The organism is Gordonia marina (genome assembly GCF_052036135.1).
Lineage (GTDB): Bacteria > Actinomycetota > Actinomycetes > Mycobacteriales > Mycobacteriaceae > Gordonia.
Map to the genome: position 1 here is coordinate 44,876 of NZ_JBPSDN010000001.1, position 21,743 is coordinate 66,618.

25 protein-coding genes and 1 tRNA gene are annotated in these 21,743 nt (G+C 70.9%); 14 read left to right on the forward strand and 12 right to left on the reverse strand.

Going from position 1 to position 21,743, the window contains the following annotated elements:
• Window positions 1-103: 103 nt before the first annotated feature.
• Both ACSEEN_RS00125 and mce read right to left on the reverse strand, forming a co-directional pair.
• Window positions 104-1,069, reverse strand: coding sequence for a hypothetical protein (locus ACSEEN_RS00125; protein ID WP_247867211.1), 966 nt, complete (start codon window positions 1,067-1,069; stop codon window positions 104-106).
• A 99-nt stretch (window positions 1,070-1,168) separates the two neighbouring features.
• Complete coding sequence (gene mce, locus ACSEEN_RS00130; RefSeq protein ID WP_440711911.1) at window positions 1,169-1,651, reverse strand: methylmalonyl-CoA epimerase; 483 nt, start codon at window positions 1,649-1,651, stop codon at window positions 1,169-1,171.
• An 82-nt stretch (window positions 1,652-1,733) separates the two neighbouring features.
• On the opposite strand from mce, the gene ACSEEN_RS00135 reads away from it, so the two are divergent.
• From ACSEEN_RS00135 to ACSEEN_RS00150, 4 genes are all read left to right on the forward strand, one after another.
• Window positions 1,734-2,927, forward strand: coding sequence for an acetyl-CoA C-acetyltransferase (locus tag ACSEEN_RS00135; protein ID WP_440711912.1), 1,194 nt, complete (start codon window positions 1,734-1,736; stop codon window positions 2,925-2,927).
• Window positions 2,924-3,541 (forward strand): DUF3817 domain-containing protein, encoded by a 618-nt coding sequence (locus tag ACSEEN_RS00140; protein WP_283255284.1) that lies wholly within the window; start codon window positions 2,924-2,926, stop codon window positions 3,539-3,541. Before ACSEEN_RS00135 ends, ACSEEN_RS00140 begins: the two co-directional genes overlap by 4 nt.
• Before the next feature lie 91 nt (window positions 3,542-3,632).
• Entirely contained in the window at window positions 3,633-4,517 is an 885-nt protein-coding gene (locus ACSEEN_RS00145; protein ID WP_440712010.1) for a tetratricopeptide repeat protein, read from the forward strand.
• A gap of 263 nt (window positions 4,518-4,780) precedes the next feature.
• On the forward strand, window positions 4,781-6,670 hold the full coding sequence (locus ACSEEN_RS00150) for an HNH endonuclease signature motif containing protein (RefSeq protein WP_440711913.1): 1,890 nt from the start codon (window positions 4,781-4,783) through the stop codon (window positions 6,668-6,670).
• Here ACSEEN_RS00150 and glgB read toward each other — a convergent pair.
• The 4 genes from glgB to ACSEEN_RS00170 are packed head-to-tail and all read right to left on the reverse strand — an operon-like array spanning window position 6,667 to window position 12,435.
• Window positions 6,667-8,508, reverse strand: coding sequence for a 1,4-alpha-glucan branching protein GlgB (glgB, locus tag ACSEEN_RS00155; protein WP_440711914.1), 1,842 nt, complete (start codon window positions 8,506-8,508; stop codon window positions 6,667-6,669). The two genes, ACSEEN_RS00150 and glgB, sit on opposite strands and share 4 nt — an antisense overlap.
• Window positions 8,505-10,538: an ATP-dependent DNA helicase gene (locus tag ACSEEN_RS00160; protein WP_440711915.1), complete on the reverse strand. Its 2,034-nt coding sequence runs from the start codon at window positions 10,536-10,538 to the stop codon at window positions 8,505-8,507. Before ACSEEN_RS00160 ends, glgB begins: the two co-directional genes overlap by 4 nt.
• The gene (locus tag ACSEEN_RS00165; protein WP_440711916.1) at window positions 10,535-11,122 is read right to left on the reverse strand and encodes an isochorismatase family protein; all 588 of its coding nucleotides are present in this window, start codon (window positions 11,120-11,122) and stop codon (window positions 10,535-10,537) included. The genes ACSEEN_RS00160 and ACSEEN_RS00165 overlap by 4 nt, the downstream gene beginning before the upstream one ends.
• Window positions 11,119-12,435 (reverse strand): nicotinate phosphoribosyltransferase, encoded by a 1,317-nt coding sequence (locus tag ACSEEN_RS00170; protein ID WP_440711917.1) that lies wholly within the window; start codon window positions 12,433-12,435, stop codon window positions 11,119-11,121. Before ACSEEN_RS00170 ends, ACSEEN_RS00165 begins: the two co-directional genes overlap by 4 nt.
• Window positions 12,436-12,454: 19 nt before the next feature.
• Between ACSEEN_RS00170 and clpS the strand changes: the two genes are divergently transcribed.
• The 6 genes from clpS to ACSEEN_RS00200 all read left to right on the forward strand — a co-directional run bounded on the left by clpS (window position 12,455) and on the right by ACSEEN_RS00200 (window position 16,712).
• Window positions 12,455-12,757 carry an ATP-dependent Clp protease adapter ClpS gene (gene clpS / locus ACSEEN_RS00175; protein ID WP_247867219.1) on the forward strand — a complete coding sequence of 101 codons (303 nt, stop codon included), beginning with the start codon at window positions 12,455-12,457 and terminating at the stop codon, window positions 12,755-12,757.
• Complete coding sequence (gene aosR, locus ACSEEN_RS00180; protein WP_247867220.1) at window positions 12,757-13,338, forward strand: oxidative stress transcriptional regulator AosR; 582 nt, start codon at window positions 12,757-12,759, stop codon at window positions 13,336-13,338. The genes clpS and aosR overlap by 1 nt, the downstream gene beginning before the upstream one ends.
• Window positions 13,332-14,414 (forward strand): P1 family peptidase, encoded by a 1,083-nt coding sequence (locus ACSEEN_RS00185; RefSeq protein WP_440711918.1) that lies wholly within the window; start codon window positions 13,332-13,334, stop codon window positions 14,412-14,414. Before aosR ends, ACSEEN_RS00185 begins: the two co-directional genes overlap by 7 nt.
• 65 nt (window positions 14,415-14,479) lie before the next feature.
• Window positions 14,480-15,058, forward strand: coding sequence for a rhomboid family intramembrane serine protease (locus ACSEEN_RS00190; protein ID WP_298441026.1), 579 nt, complete (start codon window positions 14,480-14,482; stop codon window positions 15,056-15,058).
• Entirely contained in the window at window positions 15,055-15,849 is a 795-nt protein-coding gene (gene murI, locus ACSEEN_RS00195) for a glutamate racemase (RefSeq protein ID WP_247867222.1), read from the forward strand. Before ACSEEN_RS00190 ends, murI begins: the two co-directional genes overlap by 4 nt.
• An 83-nt stretch (window positions 15,850-15,932) precedes the next feature.
• A complete protein-coding gene (locus ACSEEN_RS00200) occupies window positions 15,933-16,712 on the forward strand; it encodes a cyclic nucleotide-degrading phosphodiesterase (RefSeq protein WP_440711919.1) in 780 nt (259 codons plus the stop codon).
• A gap of 28 nt (window positions 16,713-16,740) precedes the next feature.
• Here ACSEEN_RS00200 and ACSEEN_RS00205 read toward each other — a convergent pair whose 3' ends face one another.
• On the reverse strand, window positions 16,741-17,139 hold the full coding sequence (locus ACSEEN_RS00205) for a HicB family toxin-antitoxin system (protein ID WP_440711920.1): 399 nt from the start codon (window positions 17,137-17,139) through the stop codon (window positions 16,741-16,743).
• A gap of 47 nt (window positions 17,140-17,186) precedes the next feature.
• The gene (locus ACSEEN_RS00210; RefSeq protein WP_440711921.1) at window positions 17,187-17,396 is read right to left on the reverse strand and encodes a type II toxin-antitoxin system HicA family toxin; all 210 of its coding nucleotides are present in this window, start codon (window positions 17,394-17,396) and stop codon (window positions 17,187-17,189) included.
• Window positions 17,397-17,721: 325 nt separating this feature from the next.
• Between ACSEEN_RS00210 and rph the strand changes: the two genes are divergently transcribed.
• Window positions 17,722-18,477: a ribonuclease PH gene (gene rph, locus ACSEEN_RS00215; RefSeq protein ID WP_298440937.1), complete on the forward strand. Its 756-nt coding sequence runs from the start codon at window positions 17,722-17,724 to the stop codon at window positions 18,475-18,477.
• A 7-nt stretch (window positions 18,478-18,484) separates the two neighbouring features.
• Window positions 18,485-19,105, forward strand: a complete 621-nt coding sequence (gene rdgB / locus ACSEEN_RS00220; RefSeq protein WP_440711922.1) for an RdgB/HAM1 family non-canonical purine NTP pyrophosphatase — start codon at window positions 18,485-18,487, stop codon at window positions 19,103-19,105.
• Between the two features lie 16 nt (window positions 19,106-19,121).
• On the opposite strand, the gene ACSEEN_RS00225 is transcribed toward rdgB, so the two are convergent.
• The 3 genes from ACSEEN_RS00225 to ACSEEN_RS00235 all read right to left on the reverse strand — a co-directional run bounded on the left by ACSEEN_RS00225 (window position 19,122) and on the right by ACSEEN_RS00235 (window position 20,607).
• On the reverse strand, window positions 19,122-19,475 hold the full coding sequence (locus ACSEEN_RS00225) for a DUF3817 domain-containing protein (protein ID WP_247867227.1): 354 nt from the start codon (window positions 19,473-19,475) through the stop codon (window positions 19,122-19,124).
• Window positions 19,472-19,894: a transcriptional regulator gene (locus ACSEEN_RS00230; protein WP_247867228.1), complete on the reverse strand. Its 423-nt coding sequence runs from the start codon at window positions 19,892-19,894 to the stop codon at window positions 19,472-19,474. Before ACSEEN_RS00230 ends, ACSEEN_RS00225 begins: the two co-directional genes overlap by 4 nt.
• Window positions 19,895-19,989: 95 nt before the next feature.
• On the reverse strand, window positions 19,990-20,607 hold the full coding sequence (locus ACSEEN_RS00235) for a LysE family translocator (RefSeq protein ID WP_440711923.1): 618 nt from the start codon (window positions 20,605-20,607) through the stop codon (window positions 19,990-19,992).
• Between the two features lie 99 nt (window positions 20,608-20,706).
• Here ACSEEN_RS00235 and ACSEEN_RS00240 point away from each other — a divergent pair, with 99 nt between their 5' ends.
• Together ACSEEN_RS00240 and ACSEEN_RS00245 are read left to right on the forward strand one after the other, a co-directional pair.
• Entirely contained in the window at window positions 20,707-21,168 is a 462-nt protein-coding gene (locus tag ACSEEN_RS00240) for an Lrp/AsnC family transcriptional regulator (RefSeq protein WP_298440944.1), read from the forward strand.
• Window positions 21,169-21,206: 38 nt separating this feature from the next.
• Window positions 21,207-21,291 (forward strand) — tRNA-Leu (locus ACSEEN_RS00245).
• 26 nt (window positions 21,292-21,317) lie between these two features.
• Here the strand turns inward: ACSEEN_RS00245 and ACSEEN_RS00250 are convergent.
• Window positions 21,318-21,725: a cupin domain-containing protein gene (locus ACSEEN_RS00250; RefSeq protein ID WP_440711924.1), complete on the reverse strand. Its 408-nt coding sequence runs from the start codon at window positions 21,723-21,725 to the stop codon at window positions 21,318-21,320.
• Between the last annotated feature and the right edge of the window lie 18 nt (window positions 21,726-21,743).

Sequence of the window (21,743 nt, forward strand, 5' to 3'; positions counted from 1 at the left end):
CCCCCCCCCCCCCCCCCCCCCCCCCCCCCCCCCCCCCCCCCCCCCCCCCCCCCCCCCTTGTCCCGGGTTCCCCGGGAGCGAGCCGGTCGTCGCGGATGGGCCGCTAGGAAGCGCGGGCGCCGGGCTCGTCGTTCGCGGGGCGGATCAGTGCCTCGGGCTCGTCGTACTCGTCGTCGAGCGCATCGAGCACGTCGGTGGTGTCCAGGCCCGGCCGGTAGGCCTCCGCCTCGAAGCGGTCGCGCCCGGCGAGAGTGCGGTTGAGCAGTTCCAGGTCGTCGGTCTCGGTGAGCCCGACCAGCGCCTGCTCGTCGTCGGACAGTTCCAGCGCGTCGGGGAGCGCGGTCAGGTGCTCGCGCAGTGCGGCGAGGTGATCCAGGATCTGCTGGTGCGCGTCGTGGGCGACACCGGCCAGATCACGCGAGCGGGCGAGCCGTGCGGCGGCGACGTGGTGGGCGGCCCCGCGCAGCCCGGCGGCGTCGGCCTCGGCGGCGGCCAGGAGGCTCCGGGCCTGCTCGCGGGCATCGGACATCAGCTCGGCGATCTCGCGCTGCGCCTCGGCGCGGTCGCGGGCCGAGTACTCCTTGGTCTCGGCGGCGGCCTCGTCGATCACGGCCGCGCGGGCCTCCGCATCGGTCACCAGCTTGTCGGCCTGCTGCTGCGCCAGCTCCAGGGTGCGGGCGGCATCGGCCTGTGCGTCGCCCCGCAGGTCGTCGGCCTCCTGGCGGGCCACCGACACCAGTTCGGCGGCCTCGTCGCGTGCGGTGGAGCGGATCTCGTCCGCCTCCTCGGTCGCCAGGGTGAGCATGCGGGCCAGGCGATCGCTCATCCCGGCGACGGTCGTCGGCGGTTCGGACAGCGCGTCGACGTCCTGCTGCAGATTGCGCACGCGGGCGCGGGCCTGATCGAGGTGGCCGAGCAATTCGTCGGCGTGCGCGTGCGCGGAGTCGCGGTCCGCGGCCATCATCGCCAGCTCGGCCTCGAGCTGGCGAATGTGATCGGTGACCTGATCGCGGTCGTAGCCGCGCATGACGATGGCGAAGGGGCTCTGGCGATGGCCGGGTGCTGACATGTGGGCAACACTAAGCCCGGCCGGAGGTGATGTCGTGGATCACCTTCGGCGTGTTGCGCTGCGTTTTGGTAACGGAGTGACTGGTGTGACTCGGCCCTGTCAGTGCCCGGCGGCCGGCTCGACCAGTTCCAGCAGCACGCCGCCGGCGTCCTTGGGATGCACGAAGTTGATACGCGAGCCCGCGGTGCCGCCCTTCGGAGCCGGGTAGAGCAGCCGGACGCCGTTCGCGGTCAGGTGGGCGACGACGGCGTCGATGTCGGTCACCCGGACGGCCATCTGCTGCAGTCCCGGACCGTTGCGGTCGAGGAACTTCGCGATGGTCGAGTCGTCGTTCAGCGGGGCGAGGATCTGGATCATTGCGCCGTCGCCGGAGGCCGGGCCGACCATCGCCTCGCGGACGCCCTGCTCGGCGTTGACCTCCTCGTGATGGTTCACGAAACCCAGGTTGTCGCGGTACCACGCGATCGCGGCATCGAAGTCGGGAACGGCGACGCCGACGTGGTCGACGGCGATGACGAGATCGCCCGCGGCGGACAGCGGATTCGTGGTCGGAGTCACGTCATCGGATGCGGAATCGCTCATGGCCTCACGGTAGCGTTGAAGCGGTCGCACCTGTTCGCCGGGTGCCGGTGATCACATTCGGTTTCACAAGGAGATCTGCCCCATGTCTGACAACACGACCGTCATCGTCGGTGGTGCCCGTACCCCGTTCGGCCGCCTGCTCGGCTCGCTGAAGGGCCAGTCCGCCGTCGACCTCGGCGCCGTCGCCATCAAGGGTGCGCTGGAGAAGTCGGGTGTGAGCGCCGACGCCGTGGACTACGTGATCATGGGTCAGGTCCTCACCGCCGGCGCCGGGCAGATGCCGGCCCGGCAGACCGCCGTCAAGGCCGGTATTCCGTGGGACGTCCCGGCGCTGAGCATCAACAAGATGTGCCTGTCCGGGATCGACGCCATCGCGCTCGCCGATCAGCTGATCCGCGCCGGCGAGTTCGAGTGCGTCGTGGCCGGCGGCCAGGAGTCGATGACCCAGGCCCCGCACATCCTCCCGGGCAGCCGCAGCGGCTTCAAGTACGGCAGCACCGAACTCCTCGACCACCTGGCGTTCGACGGCCTGCACGATGCCTTCACCGACCAGCCGATGGGCGCGCTCACCGAGCAGTACAACGACACCGACGGCTTCACCCGCGAGCAGCAGGACGAGGTCGCCGCCCGTAGCCATCGCCTGGCCGCCGAGGCCGCCGCGGCCGGCCGCTTCGACGACGAGATCGTGCCCGTCGAGATCCCGCAGCGGGGCAAGGACCCGATCGTGTTCTCGGCCGACGAGGGCGTCCGGGCGTCGACCACCGTCGAGTCGCTGGCCGGCCTGCGTCCGGCGTTCCGCAAGGACGGCACCATCACCGCGGGCAACGCCTCGCAGATCTCCGACGGCGCGTGTGCGGTGGTCGTCATGAGCAAGGCCAAGGCACAGGAGCTGGGTCTGGAGTGGCTCGCCGAGATCGGTGCGCACGGTGTGGTGGCCGGCCCGGACTCGACGCTCCAGGAGCAGCCGGCCAACGCGATCATCAAGGCGTGCGACCGCGAGGGCATCGCCCCGGCCGACCTGGACCTGGTGGAGATCAACGAGGCCTTCGCGGCCGTCGGCCTGGCCTCGACCCGCAAGCTGGGCATCGATCCGGAGATCGTCAACGTCGACGGCGGGGCGATCGCGCTCGGCCACCCGATCGGCACCTCGGGCGCGCGCATCGTGCTGCACCTGGCGAACGAGCTGCGCCGTCGTGGCGGCGGCATCGGTGCGGCGGCGCTCTGTGGCGCCGGTGGTCAGGGCGACGCCCTGATCGTCCGCGTCGCCGCGAAGTGAGCGGACTCAAGGCGCTGTTCGACGTCTCCACCGCGGCCCGGCGTTTCCGCCTGGTCGCGGTGATCGAGGCGATCACCTGGGCGCTGCTGCTGATCGGCATGGGCGTCAAGTACGGCGCCCATATCGAGTCGGCGACGGCGGTCGTCGGTGCGTTGCACGGTGTGGCCTTCATGGCGTACGTGGTGGTGACGCTGCTGTCGGCCCGCGCGCTGAAGTGGGACTGGACCGTCACGCTGCTGGCGCTGTTCGCGTCGATCCCGCCGTTCTTCACGATCCTCTTCGAGAGCTGGGCCAAGCGCCAGGGCTACCTCGCCGAGCTCTCGGCCGACGACGGCGACGTGCGCGCCGAGGACGCGGTGCCCGAGCGTGAGCCCGATGATCTGCTGCTGTGGACCATCCTGTCCACGGTGCTGTGCTTCTTCCCGCTGGGCATCGCGGGCATCGTGAAGTCGGCCGCCGTGGGTCGCCGCTGGGCCGAGGGCGACTACGCCGGGGCGCAGCGGGCCGCCGTGCAGGCACGCAACCTGGTGATCCTGACCGCGATGGTCGGCTTCGTGGTGATCTTCCTGATCGCGATGGTGGCGACCGTCGGGCCGCCCGGCGGATCGTCGTAGCCGCGCCCGAACACAACATGGAAGACTGGTCGTCGTGAGTAGTCCCCGAAATCGCCAGCAGGCCGCCGCCGGTCTGCAGGCCGCCGCAGCCATGTCCGGTGCCGTCGATCTGTCCGGTCTCGCCGCCAAGGCGGAGGCCGCGCGCCGCGCTCCCACTCGTCCGCCGGGCGGCGGCGCACCGGGCGCCGCCGGCCCGGTCGTCGTCGACGTGACCGATGCGAGCTTCGAGACCGAGGTCATCGGGCGGTCGTCGCAGCAGTTGGTGATCGTCGAGCTGTGGGCGGCGTGGTCGCCGGAGTCGCAGCAGTTCTCACCGCTCCTGGAGGCGCTCGCCGAGCGCGCGGGTGGCGAGTGGGTGCTGGCTCGGGTCGACGTCGACGCCAGCCCGGGGATCGCGCAGGCCTTCGGTGTGCAGTCGGTCCCGATGGTGGTCGCGCTCGCCGCCGGTCAGCCGGTCGCGGCCTTCAACGGCCCGCAGCCGGCCGCGCAGGTCCAGGGCTGGATCGACGAGGTGCTCGCCAAGGTCGGCGGGGTGCTGACCGGTGCGCCGGGCGGCGCACCCGAGCCCGAGCAGGACCCGCGGATGGCCGCCGCGGAGCAGCTTCTGAACGACGGCGACGTCGACGGCGCGCTCGCGCTCTACCGTCAGGTCGCCGAGTCGGACCCGAACGACGTGGAGGCCGCCTCGACGGTCCGCAACCTCGAGTTCATCGTGCGGGCGCAGGGCCACGACCCGTCGATCATCGACACCGCGGCCCCCGGTGACCTCGACGCCCAGCTCGCCGCCGCCGACGTGCTGCTGCTCAGCCAGCAGCCGGAGGCCGCGTTCGACCGGGTCCTCGCCGCGGTCCGCGGCTTCACCGGCGACGACAAGGACCGCGCCCGCAAGCGACTGCTGGAGCTGTTCGAGCTCTTCGAGCCGACCGACCCGATGGTCGCCGCCGCACGCCGCAAACTGGCGGCCGCCCTCTACTGATCGCGTCTCGACTCGAGCAACGTTCTCGCACAACGCGGCTCCGACCTGTTCGAACACCTAACCCCTGAGGTCTCCCCATCAACGGCTGCATCGCCGCTGAATCGGTGGCCTCGGGCGACCGTGGCCACATCGGCAATTGTTGTCGTACCCAGGTCTTATAGTCATCGTGACGGTACAGAAGACTTGAGTGGCACACACCACGATGTGTCTGTATCGTAGAACATAGACATATCGAACACATCACTTCGGGGGAGGTGACCGCCGTGGGGACCGACACGATCGCCGACGCGTTCGCTGCCCGCTGGACGGGGGTCGATCTCACCGCGGCCGGGATGGTCCCCGCCGACCAGGCCGACAGCGAGAAGGCTCAGTGCCGGTCGTGGGCGGTGTACGCCGAGGCCGCCTGGCGGGGTCAGACGTTCCTGTACTGGCAGCAGTTGTTTGCCGTTGGCCAGTTCCTCGACATCGCTCTGGCCACCCTCGACGACCGCGTCTGCGGCGGCGAAGACCAGCATGACTTGTTCGACCCGTACACGGTCGCGGTGGAATACTTCGCGCTCTGCTTCGCCGGGAACCGGCGGGCCTCCCGCGCTCTGGTCGGGGCGGCGATCGCCGCCGCCGAACGGCTCCCGGCGACTGCAGACCTGTTGCGCCGGACCGTGATCAGCCCGGAGATGTTCGAGAAGGTGGCCTATCGCACCGACATCGTCGACGATCCGGCGGCAGTGGCGCAGGTCGATGCCGATCTGGCCGGTGCGCTCGCGGTGGCCGGGCACATCTCGGAGAAGGCAGCCGAGCGGATTGCCGACCGGGTCGTGAACACCCGGGATGCCGAGGCGGACCGGAAACGGCGGGACAAGGCGCGGCGCCGGAAGAACGTCACCAGCCGTGATTTCACCGACGGTCTGGGTGGGGTCACGATCACCGCCGATGCCGAGGAGGCCCGTCTGGCGTATGAAGCGGTGGAGGCGATGATCGGCGGGGTCTGCCCGAACGACCCCCGCAGCAAGGGGATGTTGCGGTCGGCGGCGGCGATCGCGCGGCTGCGGCGGCTCCCGTTCACCTGCGCGTGCACCGACAAAGAAGTCTGCACCGCGACCCTTGGTGAGGAGGAGATATCTGAGCGGCAGGCCCGGATCATCGTGCATGCGGTCTGTCAGAAAACTACCCTGACCGGCGACGACGATGAGCCGGCGTTCCTCGATGGACACGGCCCGATCAGTGCCGGGCATGTCCGGGACCTCGCGCAACGCCCCGACGCCCTGGTCCGGGACCTCGACCTGGGTGCTTTACTGAACCCTCGGCTCGGTGCGGGGACCCCCGAGGATGGCGACGCCCCGGCCGGTGCTCCCGCGGATCCGGACGAGTACACCATTGACCCCGACACCGATGCCCCGGGCGGCGGACACGGCGCCGGAACCCGGCCCCGCGCCGCCGCCACCGGCCGGTCCGACGATCCACACCCCGGCCGGTCGGCCGAGTTCCGGCCCACTGACGACCGCAGACCGGCCGAGGGCCGCGGACAAGCCGCGAACAACGACCCAGAATCCGGTGGCGGGGTCCCGGCGGCGTTTCTGGCCGGTCAGGCACTGCCGAGTGACCCCTACCGGCCCACTGAAGCCCTCAGCGTCTTGGTACGGGCGTTGTTCGGGACCTGTACCGTGCCCGGGTGCGAGCAGCCGGCCTGGAACTGCGAACTCGATCACTGCGAGGAGTTCGACCAGCTCTGTCCCGCCTCCGGCGGCCCGACCTGTTTGTGCAATATCGGACCCAAATGCAAACGCCATCACCTGCTGAAAACGTTCCTCGGCGCGGCCAACCCCGAGGACGGTTGGGTCGACGAGCAATGGATCGACCAGCAGGGTGTGGTGTGGACGGCGATCACCGTGCACGACACCACCGTCGAGACCCGCGCGGAGAATCAGTGGCTGTTCCCCCAACTCGCTGGGGTGAGCTGTGCCCACCAAGCCCACCCGCCACCCGAACCACCACTGCGGGGCCCATGCCGGCCGGACGGTGCGGATGGGAGCGTGGCAGGGGGCGGTCTGCGAGCCGCTACCGCGTACAAACACGCCTGGCGTTGCCGCGAACGTGCGCGCTTGCGCCGCGCCCGGGAACGTGCCGACGTCGCCGACGGCCCACCACCGTTCTAAAGACCAGGCGGAGGCGAGCCTTGTGGACACTGTGGCGTGAAGAAGACCGCGGACTCGGCGGCGAGGGTGAGGCACGCGCTGAACGGGCGGCCGTGGCTGGGTATCTCCTCGGCGGTCACCGCGCCGAGGTTGCCGACGCCGCGGCCGTCGTAGTCGCGCGCGCCGGTGTTCAGGATCTCCCGCCAGCGGCCGCCGGACGGGAGGCCCAGCCGGTAGTCGTACAGGTCGCGGGGCGAGAAGTTGAACACGCACGCGACGGTGCCGCCGGGGGCCTCCGGATCCACCGCGCGGCGCAGGAAACCGATCACCGTGTTGGTGGTGTCGTTCGCGTCGAGCCAGGCGAAACCGTCCGCGTCGCAGTCGAGTTCGCCCAGCGCGGGCAGTTCCCGGTACAGCCGGTTCAGGTCGGCGGTCACCCGGGCGATACCGGCGTGCGCGGGGTCGTCACGCAACGTCCAGGCGGGACCGTCGACGTCCGACCACTCCGCGGGCTGGCCGAACTCCTGGCCCATGAAGAGCAGCTTCTTACCCGGGTGCGCCCACTGGTAGGCGAGGAGCGCGCGGACGCCGGCGGCCCGGTCTGCGCCCGCGGGCAGGCGGGTGAACAGCGTGCCCTTGCCGTGCACCACCTCGTCGTGGCTGAGCGGCAGCAGGAAGTTCTCGGCGGTCGCGTAGCTCAGTGAGAAGACGAGACGGTCCTGGGCGCGGTGCCGCTCGCGGTGGGGGAGAGCGATGAAGTCGAGGACGTCGTGCATCCAGCCGAGGTTCCATTTGAGGTCGAATCCGAGTCCGCCGCGCCCGGTCGGTGCGGTGACCCCGGGCCACGCGGTGGATTCCTCGGCGATCATCAGTGCGCCCGGAATCCGTTGGTGCACAGCGTCGTTGAGTTCCCGGAGGAAGTCGACGGCGTCGTCGTTCTCGTGGGTGCCGCGGGCGTTGGGGCGCCACTGGCCGGGGCCGCGCGAGTAGTCGAGGTAGAGCATCGCGGCGACGGCGTCGACGCGCAGCCCGTCGACATGGAACTCCTCGCACCAGAACAGCGCGCTCGCGATGAGGAAGTCGCGGACCTCGGCGCGCCCCCAATCGAACGCATAGGTGCCCCAGTCCGGCTGCTCACGGCGCAGCGGATCGGCGTGCTCGTAGAGCGATGTGCCGTCGAACCGGCCGAGCGCGAACTCGTCCTTGGCGAAGTGCGCGGGCACCCAGTCGAGCAGCACCCCGATCCCGGACGTGTGCAGATGGTCGACGAAGAAGCGGAAGTCGTCGGGCGTGCCCAGCCGCGCGGTCGGCGCGAAGTACGAGCCCACCTGATACCCCCACGACCCGCCGTACGGATGCTCGGTGATCGGCAACAACTGCACGTGGGTGAAGCCCAGTGCCGCTACGTGATCGGCGAGCAACGGCGCCAGCTCCCGGTATCGCAGGCCGGGCCGCCACGACGGCAGGTGCACCTCGTACATCGAGATCGGCCGGCACCGCGGGTCCGTGCGTGCGCGGCGCGCGAGCCAGGCGTCGTCGTGCCACGGGTACGACGACGCCGGGGTGACCACCGACGCGGTCTCCGGCGGGCACTGCGCGGCCCGGGCGAGGGGATCGGCCTTGTCGCGCACCACCCCGTCGGCGCCGGTCACCCGGTACTTGTAGCGGTCTCCCGGTCGTGCGCCGGGGACGACGGCCGACCACACACCGTCGCGGCCCCGGGACATCGGGTGCCGGCGGCCGAGCCAGGAATCGAAGTCGCCGAAGACGGTCACCGCGTGCGCGTTCGGCGCCCACACCCGGAACTCGACGCCGTCGCCGAGAACGAAGGCGCCCTGGCGTTCCCAGAGCGGGATCACGAGTGGTCTCGGCGCGGAGGTTCCGGCGCGGACAGCCTGCGCAGGGCCGAGCGCACGACGGCCGGGTCGACGGTCCGCCAGAACGGCGGCAGCCCGGCCGCCAGGTAGCCGCCGTAGCGAGCGGTGACCAGCCGGGAATCGAGCACGGCCACCACGCCGCGGTCGCCGTCGGCGCGCAGCAGGCGGCCCGCGCCCTGGGCCAGCAGCAGCGCCGCGTGGTTGGCCGACACGGTGAGGAAACCGTTGCCGCCGTGCGCATCCACGTCGCGCTGACGCGCGGCCAGCAGCGGGTCGTCGGGCCGGGGGAAGGGGATCCGGTCGATCAGGACCAGACTCAGCGACCGGCCGGGAACGTCGACGCCCTGCCACAGCGACAGCGTTCCGAACAGGCACGTCGGCTCGTCGGCCGCGAACTTCTCGATGAGGCTCGACGTGGTGTCGTCGCCCTGGCAGAGGATCGGCATTCCCAGCCGCTCGCGCAGCGCTTCGGCCGCTTGCTTGGCGGCGCGCATCGAGGAGAACAGGCCCAAGCTGCGACCGCCCGCGGCGTTGATCAGGTCGGCCATCTCGTCGAGGGTGGCCTCGGCCGGTCCGTCGCGGCCCGGTGCCGGAAGCTTCTTGGCGACGTACAGGATCGCCGAGCGGGGATAGTCGAACGGGGAGCCGACGTCCAGTCCGCGCCAGGTCGCGTCGTCGTCGCCCTCGGTGTGCGCCGGGAGCCCCCAAGTCCGCGCGAGCGCGTTGAAGTTGCCGCCGATGGTCAGCGTGGCGGAGGTCAGGATCACCGTGGCGTTCTCGAACAGCGAGGTGCGCAGCAGCCCGGCCACGTTGAGCGGAGCGATGAAGAGCGCACGACGGGTCGCGCCGCCGCGGGGCAGGCGCTCTTCGGACAGCCAGATCACGTCGCGGCGCTTGGCCGGATCGGGTTCGGTGAAGACGGTCAGGATGCGCACGACGGTGTCGTGCAGGTTCTCCGTGGCGCTGATCGCCATCTGCCGGGACGCCGCCGCATCGGCGTCGGCGGGCTGCGACTTGTCGGTGGGCGCGATCTCGGTCCGCGCCTCCCAGAGGCGATCGCGCAGCGAGGCGAGGACCTCGGCGGCACCCGCGGGCAGCCGCAGCCATTCGCCGACGCGGGCATCGTCGAGGAGGAGTTCCAGCTGCTGCGCGGCCCCGGCCAGGGTCTCGGCGGTCTCGGTGGAGATCAGTTTGCCTGCCCGGCGGCTCACGTAACTGACGCCCGCGGCCGACAGTTCCTCGGTGGAGACCGAGGTGATCCGGTCCACCAGCTCGTGCGCCTCGTCGATCACCACCACGTCGTGCTCGGGCAGGATCGTCGCCGGGCTCATCGCGTCGATGGCCAGCATGGCGTGGTTGGTGACCACGACGTCGGCCTGCGCGGCCCGGCGGCGCGCCGCTTCGGCGAAGCAGTCCTCGCCGAACTCGCAGGCGGACGCGCCGATGCACTCGCGGGAGCTGACGCTCACCTGCCGCCACGACTTGCCGTCCACGCCCGGGTTCAGGTCGTCCCGGTCGCCGGTCTCGGTCTCCGAAGCCCATTTGCGAATGCGCTTGATGTCCCGCCCCATCCGGGAGAGCTCGAACGCGTCGAACATGCCCTCCTCAGGCTCCTCCGCGGCGCCGGAGTGAATCTTGTTGAGGCACAGGTAGTTCGCGCGCCCTTTGAGGATCGCGAACGACGGTTCACGACCGACCGGCCCGGACAGTGCGCCGCTGAGCCGGGGCAGGTCGCGCTCGGTCAACTGCCGCTGCAATGCGATGGTCGCGGTGGAGACGACGACGGTGTCGCCGGTCTCGACGGCGTGCCGGACGGCCGGCACCAGATAGGCGAGCGACTTGCCGGTGCCGGTGCCGGCCTGCACGGCGAGGTGCCGCTCGTCGTCGATCGCCTCGGCGACGGCCGACGCCATGGTCAGCTGCCCGTCGCGGCGGGAGCCGCCGAGCGCGGACACCGCCGCCTCGAGCAGCGCGGGCACGTCGGGCAGTGTGGACTCGGTGCGCTCGCTCACTCGGCCACGGCGCCGGTGTACAGCAGTTCGCCCTCGAATGTGACGCCGGCCTCGCGCAACCGCGCCTCGGCGCGCTCCCACGACCGCGGGGAGATGGCCGCGGTGAAGTTGAGCAGCACGCGCGTGTCGAAACCGGCGCGGGCCGCGTCGAGCGCGGTCGCGGCGACGCAGTAGTCGGCGGCCAGCCCGGCCACGTCCACCGCCCGGATACCCCGGGCCCGCAGCCAGTCGGCGAGCGACTCGCCGTCGTCGGTGGTGCCCTCGAAGCCCGAGTACGCCGCGCTGTAGGCGCCCTTGGAGAAGACCGCGTCGAAGTCCACGTCGTCGAGTTCGGGGTGGAAGCCGACGCCGTCGGTGTGCACCACGCAGTGCGGCGGCCACGAATCGACGTAGTCGGGGTGCTCGGAGAAGTGGTCGCCCGGATCGATGTGATAGTCCCGGGTGGCGACGACCACGTCGTACTCGCCGACCAGCGTGGTGACCGCGACCGCGACCGCACCGCCGCCGGACACGGCGAGCGAGCCGCCCTCGCAGAAGTCGTTCTGGACGTCGACGACGATCAGTGCGCGGTGCGGATGGCTCATGGGGTCTCCGGGGTCGGGGTGTCGGCGAAGCGGGTGCCGATGGCCGGTTCGCCGTGGCTCAGGCCGAGGCCCTCCCACGGCAGGCTCACCAGCCCGCGGGCCAGATGGGTGCGCGCGTCGGTGAGCGTCGGCAGCCCGTCGACCCGATCCCCGCCGCGGACCAGCGGGATCTGGAGTTCGCGCACGTTCAGGGTACCGGCCGCGTCCGGCGGCAACGCGGTGCCGTCGCGGTAGAGGATCTCCTCGACCACCGTGCCGGTGTCGCGGGCCGTGCGGACCGCCCGCTTGGCGCCGCCGCGGCTCTCCTTGTGGCTGGCCCGCTTGGATACCGGGATGCCGTCCACTTCCACGAGCTTGTAGACCATGCCCGCGGTGGGCGCGCCGCTGCCGGTCACCAGCGACGTCCCCACGCCGTAGATGTCCACCGGTTCGGCGCGCAGCGACGCGATCGCGTACTCGTCGAGGTCGCCGCTGACGACGATCTTGGTCCGCGTCGCCCCGAGGTCGTCGAGCTGCTGGCGGACCTGCCGGGCGAGCATGCCGAGGTCGCCGGAGTCGATGCGTACCGCGTTGAGTTCGGGCCCGGCCACCTCGATCGCGTTCCGCACGCCGGTGGTGATGTCGTAGGTGTCGACCAGCAGAGTGGTGCCGATGCCGAGCCGGGCGATCTGCGCGGCGAACGCGGCGCGCTCCCCGCCGCTCCCGGCGAACGAGAGCGTCCAGGCGTGCGCCGCGGTGCCCGCGCTGGGCACACCGTAGGTGCGGGCGGCCTCCAGATTGCTGGTGGCGGTGAGTCCGGCCAGGTAGGCGGCGCGGGCGGCCGCGACGGCGGCGCGCTCGTGGGTGCGCCGCGAGCCCATCTCGATGATCGGGCGCCCGGCGGCCGCGGACACCATGCGGGCGGCGGCCGAGGCGATCGCGCTGTCGTGGTTGAGGATCGAGAGGACCAGCGTCTCCAGGATCACGGCCTCGGCGAAGCCGCCGCGCACGGTGAGCACGGGGGAGCCCGGGAAGTAGAGCTCGCCTTCGGCGTAGCCGTCGATCTCGCCGGAGAAGCGGTAGCCGGCCAGCCAGTCGAGGGTGGCCTCGTCGACGATGCCGGTCAGCGCGCGCAGTTCGTCGTCGGTGAACCGGAAGTCGGCGAGTTCGTCGAGCAGTCGCCCGGTACCGGCGACCACCCCGTAGCGGCGGCCGTCGGGCAGCCTGCGGGCGAAGACCTCGAAGACGCAACGACGGTCGGCGGTCCCGGCCGCGAGCGCCGCGGAGATCATGGTGAGCTCGTACTGATCGGTCAGCAGCGCGGTACTGGTCACATTCGCTACCCTATAGCTCATGGCGCTCGAGGAATCGGCACCCGGGACGAGCACCGGTACGGCGGTCGCCGAACCGGAAGCTGCCGTCGACCGACCCTGGGTCACCATCGTCTGGGACGACCCGGTGAATCTCATGAACTACGTGTCGTACGTGTTCCAGAAGCTCTTCGGCTATTCCGAGCCGAAGGCGCGCGAGCTGATGCTTCAGGTCCATCACGAGGGCAAGGCCGTGGTCTCGTCCGGCGACCGCGCGAAGATGGAGGGCGACGTCCGCAAACTGCATGCGGCGGGCCTGTGGGCCACCATGCAGCACGACTCCTGATGCGCACCTGGACGCGGCGCGGCACCGGCGGCGAGGCGCGGATCTGCTCCAATCTGGAGAGCTACGAATGCCAGCTCCTCGCGTCGATGGTCACCTCGACGTCGGAGATCCTGTCCGAACGGGCCGAGTCCGCGCCGCGCGATTCGCTCGCCGATCTGACCGGGATCCGGACCGGTCACACCACCGCGCCGAAGGACGTCACCCTCGGCCGTCTGCTGCCCGACTTCCATCGCCCCGACCAGGACGAACTGCTGGCCGCCGGGCCGGTCGCGGCCGACCTGAACGGCGCGCTGCGCAGTCTCAACGAGCCGCGGATCATCGACGCCAAATTGACCGCGGCGGCGGTGGTGCTCGACACGCTGCCGGCCGGGGGCGGCGACGTGGCCCTGACCGAGGAGGAGGCCGACGAGTGGCTCACCGCGCTCAACGACGTGCGGCTGGCCCTCGGTGCGATGCTCGGCATCACCGATGACCACGGCACCCCGGCCCCGGACGACCCGCACGCCGGTCACTACGACGTCTACCAGTGGCTCACCGTGGTACAGGAACTGCTGGTCGAGGCGTTGATGGGGCCGTGCTGACGCGGCCGGGCGACCGGATCACCGACATCGCCGGGATCACCGTCGGGAATCACACGCGGCTCGACGACGAGGTGGTGCTCGGCACGCTCACCGAACCCGGGACGGGGTGGGCCACCGGCACCACCGTGGTGGTCGTGCCGGACGGCGCCACGACCGCGGTCGACGTCCGCGGCGGCGGCCCCGGCACCCGTGAGACCGATCTGCTCGATCCGGTGAACACCGTCCGCGGCGCGCACGCGATCGTGCTGTGCGGCGGCAGCGCCTATGGGCTGGCGGCCGCGGACGGCGTGATGGCCGAGCTCGAGCGCGACGGCCGCGGGATCGGCATGGATCTGCTCGGGCACACGGTGCCGATCGTTCCGGCGGCGGTGATCTTCGACCTGCCGGTCGGCGGCTGGACGCAGCGTCCCGACGTCTCGTTCGGCGCCGCCGCCTACCGGTCCGCCGCGGCCGATTTCGCGATCGGGACCGCGGGCGCCGGCACCGGTGCCCGCGCGGGTGCGCTCAAGGGCGGGCTGGGGACGTCGTCCATCCGGCTCGCCGACGGGCCCGCGCGCGGACTGACGGTGGGTGCGCTGGTGGTGGCCAATCCGGTCGGCGCGGTGATCGATCCGGTCACCGGATTGCCGTGGCGCGGAGACGATCTGGCCCATCACGGACTGGTGCCGCCGGATCCCGGCGAGGTGGCCGCCTATGCGGCGCTCGATGCCAAGGGGACGGCTCTCAACACCACGATCGGGGTGGTCGCGACCGATGCGGCGCTGCCGGTCGCCGCGACCCGCCGGCTGGCGATGTCCGGGCACGACGGCCTGGCGCGGGCGGTGCGGCCGGCGCACTCGCCGCTCGACGGTGACACGCTGTTCGCGGTCGCCACCGGCGGCGTGGCCGCCGACCCCGGGGCGGCGGTGCCGATGCCGCCGGGCATGGATCCGGATGCGCCGGTGATCGCGGCGCTGTGCGAGGCGGCGGCCACCGCTGTGCAACGCGCCGTGGTGTCGGCGGTGCTTGCGGCGACGTCGGTGGCGGGTGTGCCCGCGTACCGGGACGTGCTGCCGTCGGCGTGGGCGGCTCGGTGACCGGGCGGAACGTCCCGGCGCGTACCGACGAGTCCTGGCCGCGGTGGCAGCGCAGCGCGGTGACCATGGCGGTGATCGTCGCCGGGCTCTTCGTGATCGAGATCGTCGACGCCGCCACCAGGTACCGGCTGGACCGGCACGGGATCGTGCCGCGGTCCGTCGACGGCCTGACCGGCATCCTGTGGGCGCCGCTGCTGCACACCGACTTCGCGCATCTGATCGCCAACGTGATCCCGGGTGCGGTGCTCGGCTTCCTGCTGCTCATGTCGGGGCGGTTCCTGGTGGTCACCGCGATCGTCTGGGTGATCTCCGGGCTCGGGGTGTGGCTCACCGCGCCGCCGCAGTCGGTGACCGTGGGCGCCTCCGGAGTGATCTTCGGCTGGCTGACCTATCTGCTGGTCCGCGGCATCTTCAACCGCGACGTCTGGCAGGTGCTGATCGGTCTGGTGATCCTGGTGGTGTACGGCGGGGTGCTGTGGGGAGTGCTGCCGTCCGCCGGCTCGGTGAGCTGGCAGGGGCACCTCTTTGGCGCGGCGGGCGGCGTACTGGCAGCCTGGACCCTGGCCGGGAACGACCGCCGCGGCCGTCGCCCGCGGGACGGTCGCCCGCAGAATGAAGGAGGCCCGAGATCTCTCTCGACGTGAACCAGGCCCCGATCGGGATCTTCGACTCCGGTGTCGGCGGCCTGACCGTCGCCCGCGCGATCATCGACCAGCTGCCCGACGAGGACGTGCTGTACATCGGTGACACGGCGAACGGGCCGTACGGTCCGCTCACCATCCCGGAGATCCGGCGGCACGCACTGGCCATCGGTGACGAACTGATGCGCCGCGGCGTGAAGGCCATCGTGATCGCCTGCAACACCGCCTCGGCGGCCTGCCTCAGCGACGCGCGTGAGCGCTACGCGCCGATCCCGGTGATCGAGGTGGTGCGCCCGGCGGTGCGCCGCGCGATCGTCGCCACCAAGAACCGCCGGATCGGGGTGCTCGGCACCGAGGCCACGATCGCCTCGCGCGCCTACCAGGACGCGTTCGGGGTGGTGCCGGATCTGGAGGTGACGGCGGTGGCCTGTCCGCGGTTCGTCGACTTCGTCGAGCGCGGCATCACCTCCGGCCGGCAGATCCTCGGGCTCGCCGAGGGCTACCTGGAACCGCTTCAGGAGGCGGGCGTCGACACCGTGGTGCTCGGCTGCACGCACTACCCGTTGCTGTCCGGCGTGATCCAACTCGTCATGGGCGACGACGTGACCCTCGTGTCGAGCGCCGAGGAGACCGCCAAGGACACCTTCAAGATGCTCACCGAGACCGACACCCTGCACCCGCACACCGGACGCGGCGCGGCCCGAATGTTTTCTGCCACAGGCGATCCCGCGTCTTTCCAGAGGCTTTCGACCCGGTTTCTAGGGCCGACCGTCGGTGATGTGACCCACGTGTAGGCGTGCCCGGGCCCGATGACGGGACGGGCGACAGGCGGGGGTTTGACGTCTCTCGTCAGGCGTGTCGTGGCAGAGTGGTCTCCATGCGTTTGACGGTCCTCGGATGCTCCGGCAGTGTGAACGGCCCGAATGGTCCGTGTTCGGGCTACCTTCTGCAGGCCGATGGACACGACCCGGTTCTGGTCGACTGCGGGCACGGCGTGTTCGGCGTGCTGCTGCAGCACGCGGACCCGAACCGGGTGGCCGTCATGCTCTCGCATCTGCACGCCGATCACTGCCTCGATCTGTCGGCCATGCTGGTCTGGCGACGCTGGGCGCCGGAGAAGGCCACCGAGCGCTCGCTGCTGTTCGGCCCACCCGGCACCGCGCTGCGGATCGGCTCGGCGTCGTCGGAGTATCCCGGCGAGGTGGACGACATCAGCGACACCTACGACGTCCACGAGTGGGTCGACCGCTCGCCGGTGACGGTCAACGGGCTGACCGTGGAGCCGTTCAAGGTGGCGCACCCGCCGTCGACCTTCGGGCTGCGCATCACCGGACCCGACGGGGAGGTCCTGGTCTACAGCGGCGACACCGGCTACGCGGACGTCGTCGTCGACCTGGCCCGTGACGCGGACCTGTTCCTGTGCGAGGCGTCGTGGACGCACGCCCCGGATCAGCGCCCGCCGGACATGCACCTGTCCGGCGTCGAGGCGGGCCGGCTGGCATCCCGGGCCCGGGTCCGCTCGCTCGCGCTGACGCATATCGTGCCGTGGTCCGATGCCGACGAGATCCTCGACGAGGCCAGCGGCGAGTACAAGGGCCCCCTCCAGCTGGTCCACCAGGGCCAGGTGATCGAGGTCCGTCCGCCGTTCCCGGGCTGAGTTCGCGACGCTCGGAAGAGCGTCGGGACTATCGGGCGACGAGTTGACCCGCGCGCTGAAAGCTGACTCCGATGATGTCGCCGATGTCTCGGAGCGTAACGCCGGCCGCTTTCAGCTCTCGTGCTGCTCGCGTGGACTCATCGAGGACTCGTCGCTCGGCCTCGGCGGCCGCTACGCGATCGGCGGCGATCTGCTCGGCGGTCGCGGTGATGTCGAGGTTCCGGGCGGTGACGTGGAGGTCGAGCTTGATGGTGGACGGAGCTACATCCGCGACGAGCGCGATGAGATCGCGAGCCTGAGGCTCGATCTCGGCGTATCGGCGGGCCTGCGAGATGACCTCGGCGATGCCCTGCGATCCGTCGAGTTCGGGAACTCGGATCATCCACCAACGGTCATCGCGGTAGACGTCGACGTGATAAGTGGTCATGGTTCTCTCCGTCAGGTGGTGGGGACCGGTTGGGACTGTACGGGCGGTCAGGGGCAGTTGCTTTCGCAGTCTTTGATCGCCTTGGTGATCCGTCGTAGGACCCCGGGTGAGGTGGTTCGGTGGCCGGTGACGACCGTGACGGTCACACGGCCGTGCGGACACGTATACAGCGCGTGACTTCCCTTCGCTTCCCGCTTGCCGAAACCGGCCTTCTTGAGACGGTCGAGGGTCTTCGCGGTGGGCTCCGGCGCGATCATCAGTCTATTCCAATTCGGTAGAAATAAATATTCAATCCCACTAGACAACATGATGTGTCGAGTGAGCCGGCGTGCGAGCTCATGGCCGGTACCAGCGCGGCCTGCCTGTGCGGAGGGCCGTGTCGATCGAAGTTCACCATGCATAGTTCGACGCACCAGCCCGCCGCTCGGTTCCATCTCCGCGACGGGAACGACAGTCAGCGCGTCAGCGCGACAGTCGTCGAGGGCGCGATGACCGCGGCTGTCGCTTCCTCGACCGGTGTCGCGCCGGTCCGACGGCTGTCGCGTCCGCCGCGATCGAACGGGACCCGATAGGGTCTAGGGCGTGACGACACGAGCAGACGGCCGCGCCGACAACGAACTGCGGCCCATCACCTTCACCCGCGGTTTCACCTCCAATCCGGCGGGCTCGGTCCTCGTCGAATTCGGCAACACCCGCGTCATGTGCACGGCGTCGGTGACGCCCGGCGTGCCGCGCTGGCGCCAGGGGTCGGGCCTCGGCTGGCTCACCGCCGAATACGCGATGCTGCCGGCCGCGACGCACGAGCGGTCCAGCCGTGAATCGGTGCGCGGCAAGGTCGGCGGCCGCACGCACGAGATCAGCCGCCTGGTCGGGCGTTCGCTGCGCGCCTGCATCGACCTCGCCGCCCTGGGCGAGAACACCATCGCGATCGACTGCGACGTCCTGCAGGCCGACGGCGGCACCCGCACCGCGGCCATCACCGGCGCCTACGTCGCGCTGTCCGACGCGGTCACCTGGCTCGGCGCCGCCGGGAAGCTGGCCGACCCGCAGCCGCTCAGCTGCGTGCTCGCGGCGGTCAGCGTGGGCGTCGTCGACGGCCGGGTCCGCCTGGACCTGCCGTACGAGGAGGATTCGCGCGCCGAGGTCGACATGAACGTGGTCGCCACCGACGCCGGGACCTTCGTGGAGATCCAGGGCACCGGCGAGGGCGCCACCTTCCCGCGCGGCACCCTCGACAAGCTGCTCGACGTCGCCCTGTACGGCATCGATCAGCTGGTGGAGGCGCAGCGCGCGGCACTGGCGCTGCCGTACCCGGGCGAGCTTCCGAGCGCGGAGTGACTCCGGCGTGACCGGTACCGTGCTGCTCGCCAGCAACAACGCCAAGAAGCTCGCCGAACTGCGCCGGGTGGTCGACGCCGCCGGGATCGAGGGTCTGACCATCCTCGGACTCGGCGACGTGCCGTCGTATCCCGAACCGGTGGAGAACGGCGCGACCTTCGAGGAGAACGCGCTGATCAAGGCCCGCGCCGCGGTCGCCGCGACGGGTCTGCCGTCGCTCGCCGACGACTCCGGCCTCACCGTCGACGCGCTGAACGGCATGCCCGGCGTGCTGTCCGCGCGGTGGAGCGGCGGCAAGGGCGACGAGGCCAACAACGACCTGCTGCTGGCCCAGCTCGCCGACGTTCCCGAGGCGCGCCGCGGGGCGGCCTTCGTGTCGGTGTGCGTCCTCCTCACCCCGGAGGGAGAGGACGCGATCGGCCGTGGCGAATGGCGCGGCCGGATCATCGCGGGGCGGCACGGTGCGAACGGCTTCGGCTACGACCCGCTGTTCGTGCCCGACGACGAACTCGCCGCGGGCCGCACCTCCGCGGAACTGACTCCGGGGGAGAAGGACTCGCTCTCGCACCGCGGCAAGGCGCTGTCCCGGCTGGTGCCCGCGCTACGGGCGCTCGCCGCCACGGACTGATCTCGCGCGGTGCCGGTCAGGACAGGTCGAACCGCTTCTTCACGTCCTGGGTGCGGATGTGCTCCATGTAGAACGACACGAACGGGATGGTGCCAGCGATCAGCGTGATGATCGTCTTGGGCAGCGACCAGCGCACCTTCATCGCGAGGTCGAGCGTCATCAGCAGGTAGACGAAGTAGATGGCGCCGTGCACCGGGCCGACCCATTGCAGGGCCTGATTCTGGAAGCCGTAGTTGAGGATCATCTCGACGCAGAGCACGAGCAGCCAGATACCGGTCACCCAGGCGAGGACGCGGTAGCGCATCAGGGCGCTCTTGATCGACTCGACCGAGGCGGTGACGGGCTTGTTCGTCGTGGGGGTCTGGGTCACGGGGTGTCCTTCGCGGGTGTCGGATGGGCGGTATCGAGCTCGGCGAGATAGCGGTTGTACTCGGTGAGCGCGGGGTCCTCGTCGTCGTGGGCGAGGGCGGCGACGGCCGGATCGGCGGCGGTCGGGCGCTCGGGCAGGATCCCGGCCGCGATCTCGGTCGGTCCGCCCCGCTTGCGCTCCGCCTCGACGGCGTTCGGGTCCGCCTCCAGGACCACGAAGCGGCGGTAGGCCCACACGAAGGCCACGGCGAAGACCGGCCATTGCAGTGCGTAGCCGAGGTTCTGGGCGGTGCCGGACGACGACTCGTAGCGGTTCCACTGCCACCAGCCGAGCGCGAGGCAGGCGAGCGCGGCGACCACGACGAGCGCGATCAGCGCCGGGCGATGGCGCCGCCGGGTCCGCGTCGGGGTGTTCTGCACACCCCCGACGGTACCCGCCTGGCGGATGTGACCTGTGCCGCGCCGGGTGGCACCGCCCTGTCGGCGGGTGGGGAAGCGCGGGGCGGGTGCCCTCCTCACCCCGCGAGCACGAACCGTTCGATCAGCAGGCTCGCGCCGACGGCCAGCATCGCGACCCCGGACACCCGCGAGATCATCCTGGCCGCGCGAGGCCGCCCGCCCACGACCCGGTCGGCCAGCAGACCCAGCGTGAGGTAGACGGTGCCGGCCAGTGCGATGTACAGGACGCCGAGGACGGCCAGTTGCGCCGGTATCGGCCAGCCGTCGCGATCGGTGAACTGCGGCAGGATCGCGAGAAACAGCAACAGCCCCTTCGGGTTCAGACCGCTCACCGTGATGCCCCGCCCGAAGTGGCCTCCGGTCCGGCCCGCGGCGCTCGCGGTGATCGTCGTCGACGACGCCGTGCGCAGGGTGCGGACGCCGAGGTACACCAGGTACGCCGCGCCGGCGACGGTCAGCAGAGTGAGGATCACCGGTGTGCGCGCGACGAGGGTCCCGGCGCCGCCGGCGACGAGCGCGGCGATCAGGACGTAACCCGCCATGACCCCGGCGACGGCTCGCAGCACGACTCGCTCGCGGGCGCCCGCGGCGAGGATGAACGCCCAGTCGGGGCCGGGCACGGCGATCAACGACAGTGCCAGAGCGGCGAAGGCGGCAGTGGTCGTGACATCCATGAGGGCTCCTTTCTCCTGGTAGAAAGGGTATTCGTGATCGACCGGAAGGTGTTCCCGACTTTTTCACCGATCGATCGCAGACGTGGAAAGATATTCACCATGGATCGCATCGACCGGAAGATTCTTGCTGTGCTGCAGGAAGACGGGCGGCTCAGTCTCACCGACCTCGCCGCGCGGGTCGGGCTGACGGTCTCGCCGGCGCATCGCCGGGTGCGCGATCTGGAGCGCTCCGGCGCGATCACCGGCTATCGGGCGACGGTCGATCCCGGCGTGCTCGGCCTGGGCTTCGAGGCACTGGTCTTCGTCACCATGAACCAGGAGGATCGCGCCACACTGCTCGCCTTCGAGCGGGAGGTGGCGGCGGTGCCGAACGTGCTCACGGCACAGCGATTGTTCGGCGATCCCGACTATCTGCTGCGGGTGCGCACCGTGGACATGGATGCCTACGCCCGGCTACAGGATGAGGTGCTCGGCGTCCTGCCCGGTGTGCAGCGCCTCACCTCGACGCTGGTGATGAAGACGATCGTCGAAGACCGCCCGTACCCGACCGAACTGGGCTGAATCCGGGACGGACCCGATGGGTAGACTGTGACCCGCAAGCGTGAGTGGCGGAATTGGCAGACGCGCTGGATTTAGGTTCCAGTGTCTTCGGACGTGAGGGTTCAAGTCCCTTCTCGCGCACCAGGTTTCGGGCGGCCAGGCGCCGTCGTTCAGGCTCCCGGTCTCCGGACGACGACGACGGCGGGCCGCTCGTCCAGACTCTCCACGGTGTAGCGGGCACCGGGGTCCACGCGGAACGCGTCGCCCTCACCGAACACCTCGCCGCGGGCGTCGTCGGCGACGACGCGCACCCGGCCCTCCGTGACGGTCAGCTCGGCGCCCGCCGAGCCGTGTCCGAGAAGCCGAGACACCCGGCCGGTGACCGCGGTCAGGCCGCTGGTCAGCGCCGAGATACGCGGACCGGGCCGGTGTGATGCCCCGGCACCCGCGGTCTCCGTCTCCGGTGCGGCGGGCGGGCCGTCGTTCTCCGCGGCGATCGCGCTCAGCGACAGGTTTCGGGCGGTACGGGCCTCCGCGAGTCGATCCCCGACCAGGCCGCTGAGTTCACGCTGCGTCACGCGCAGAACGGTACCCGA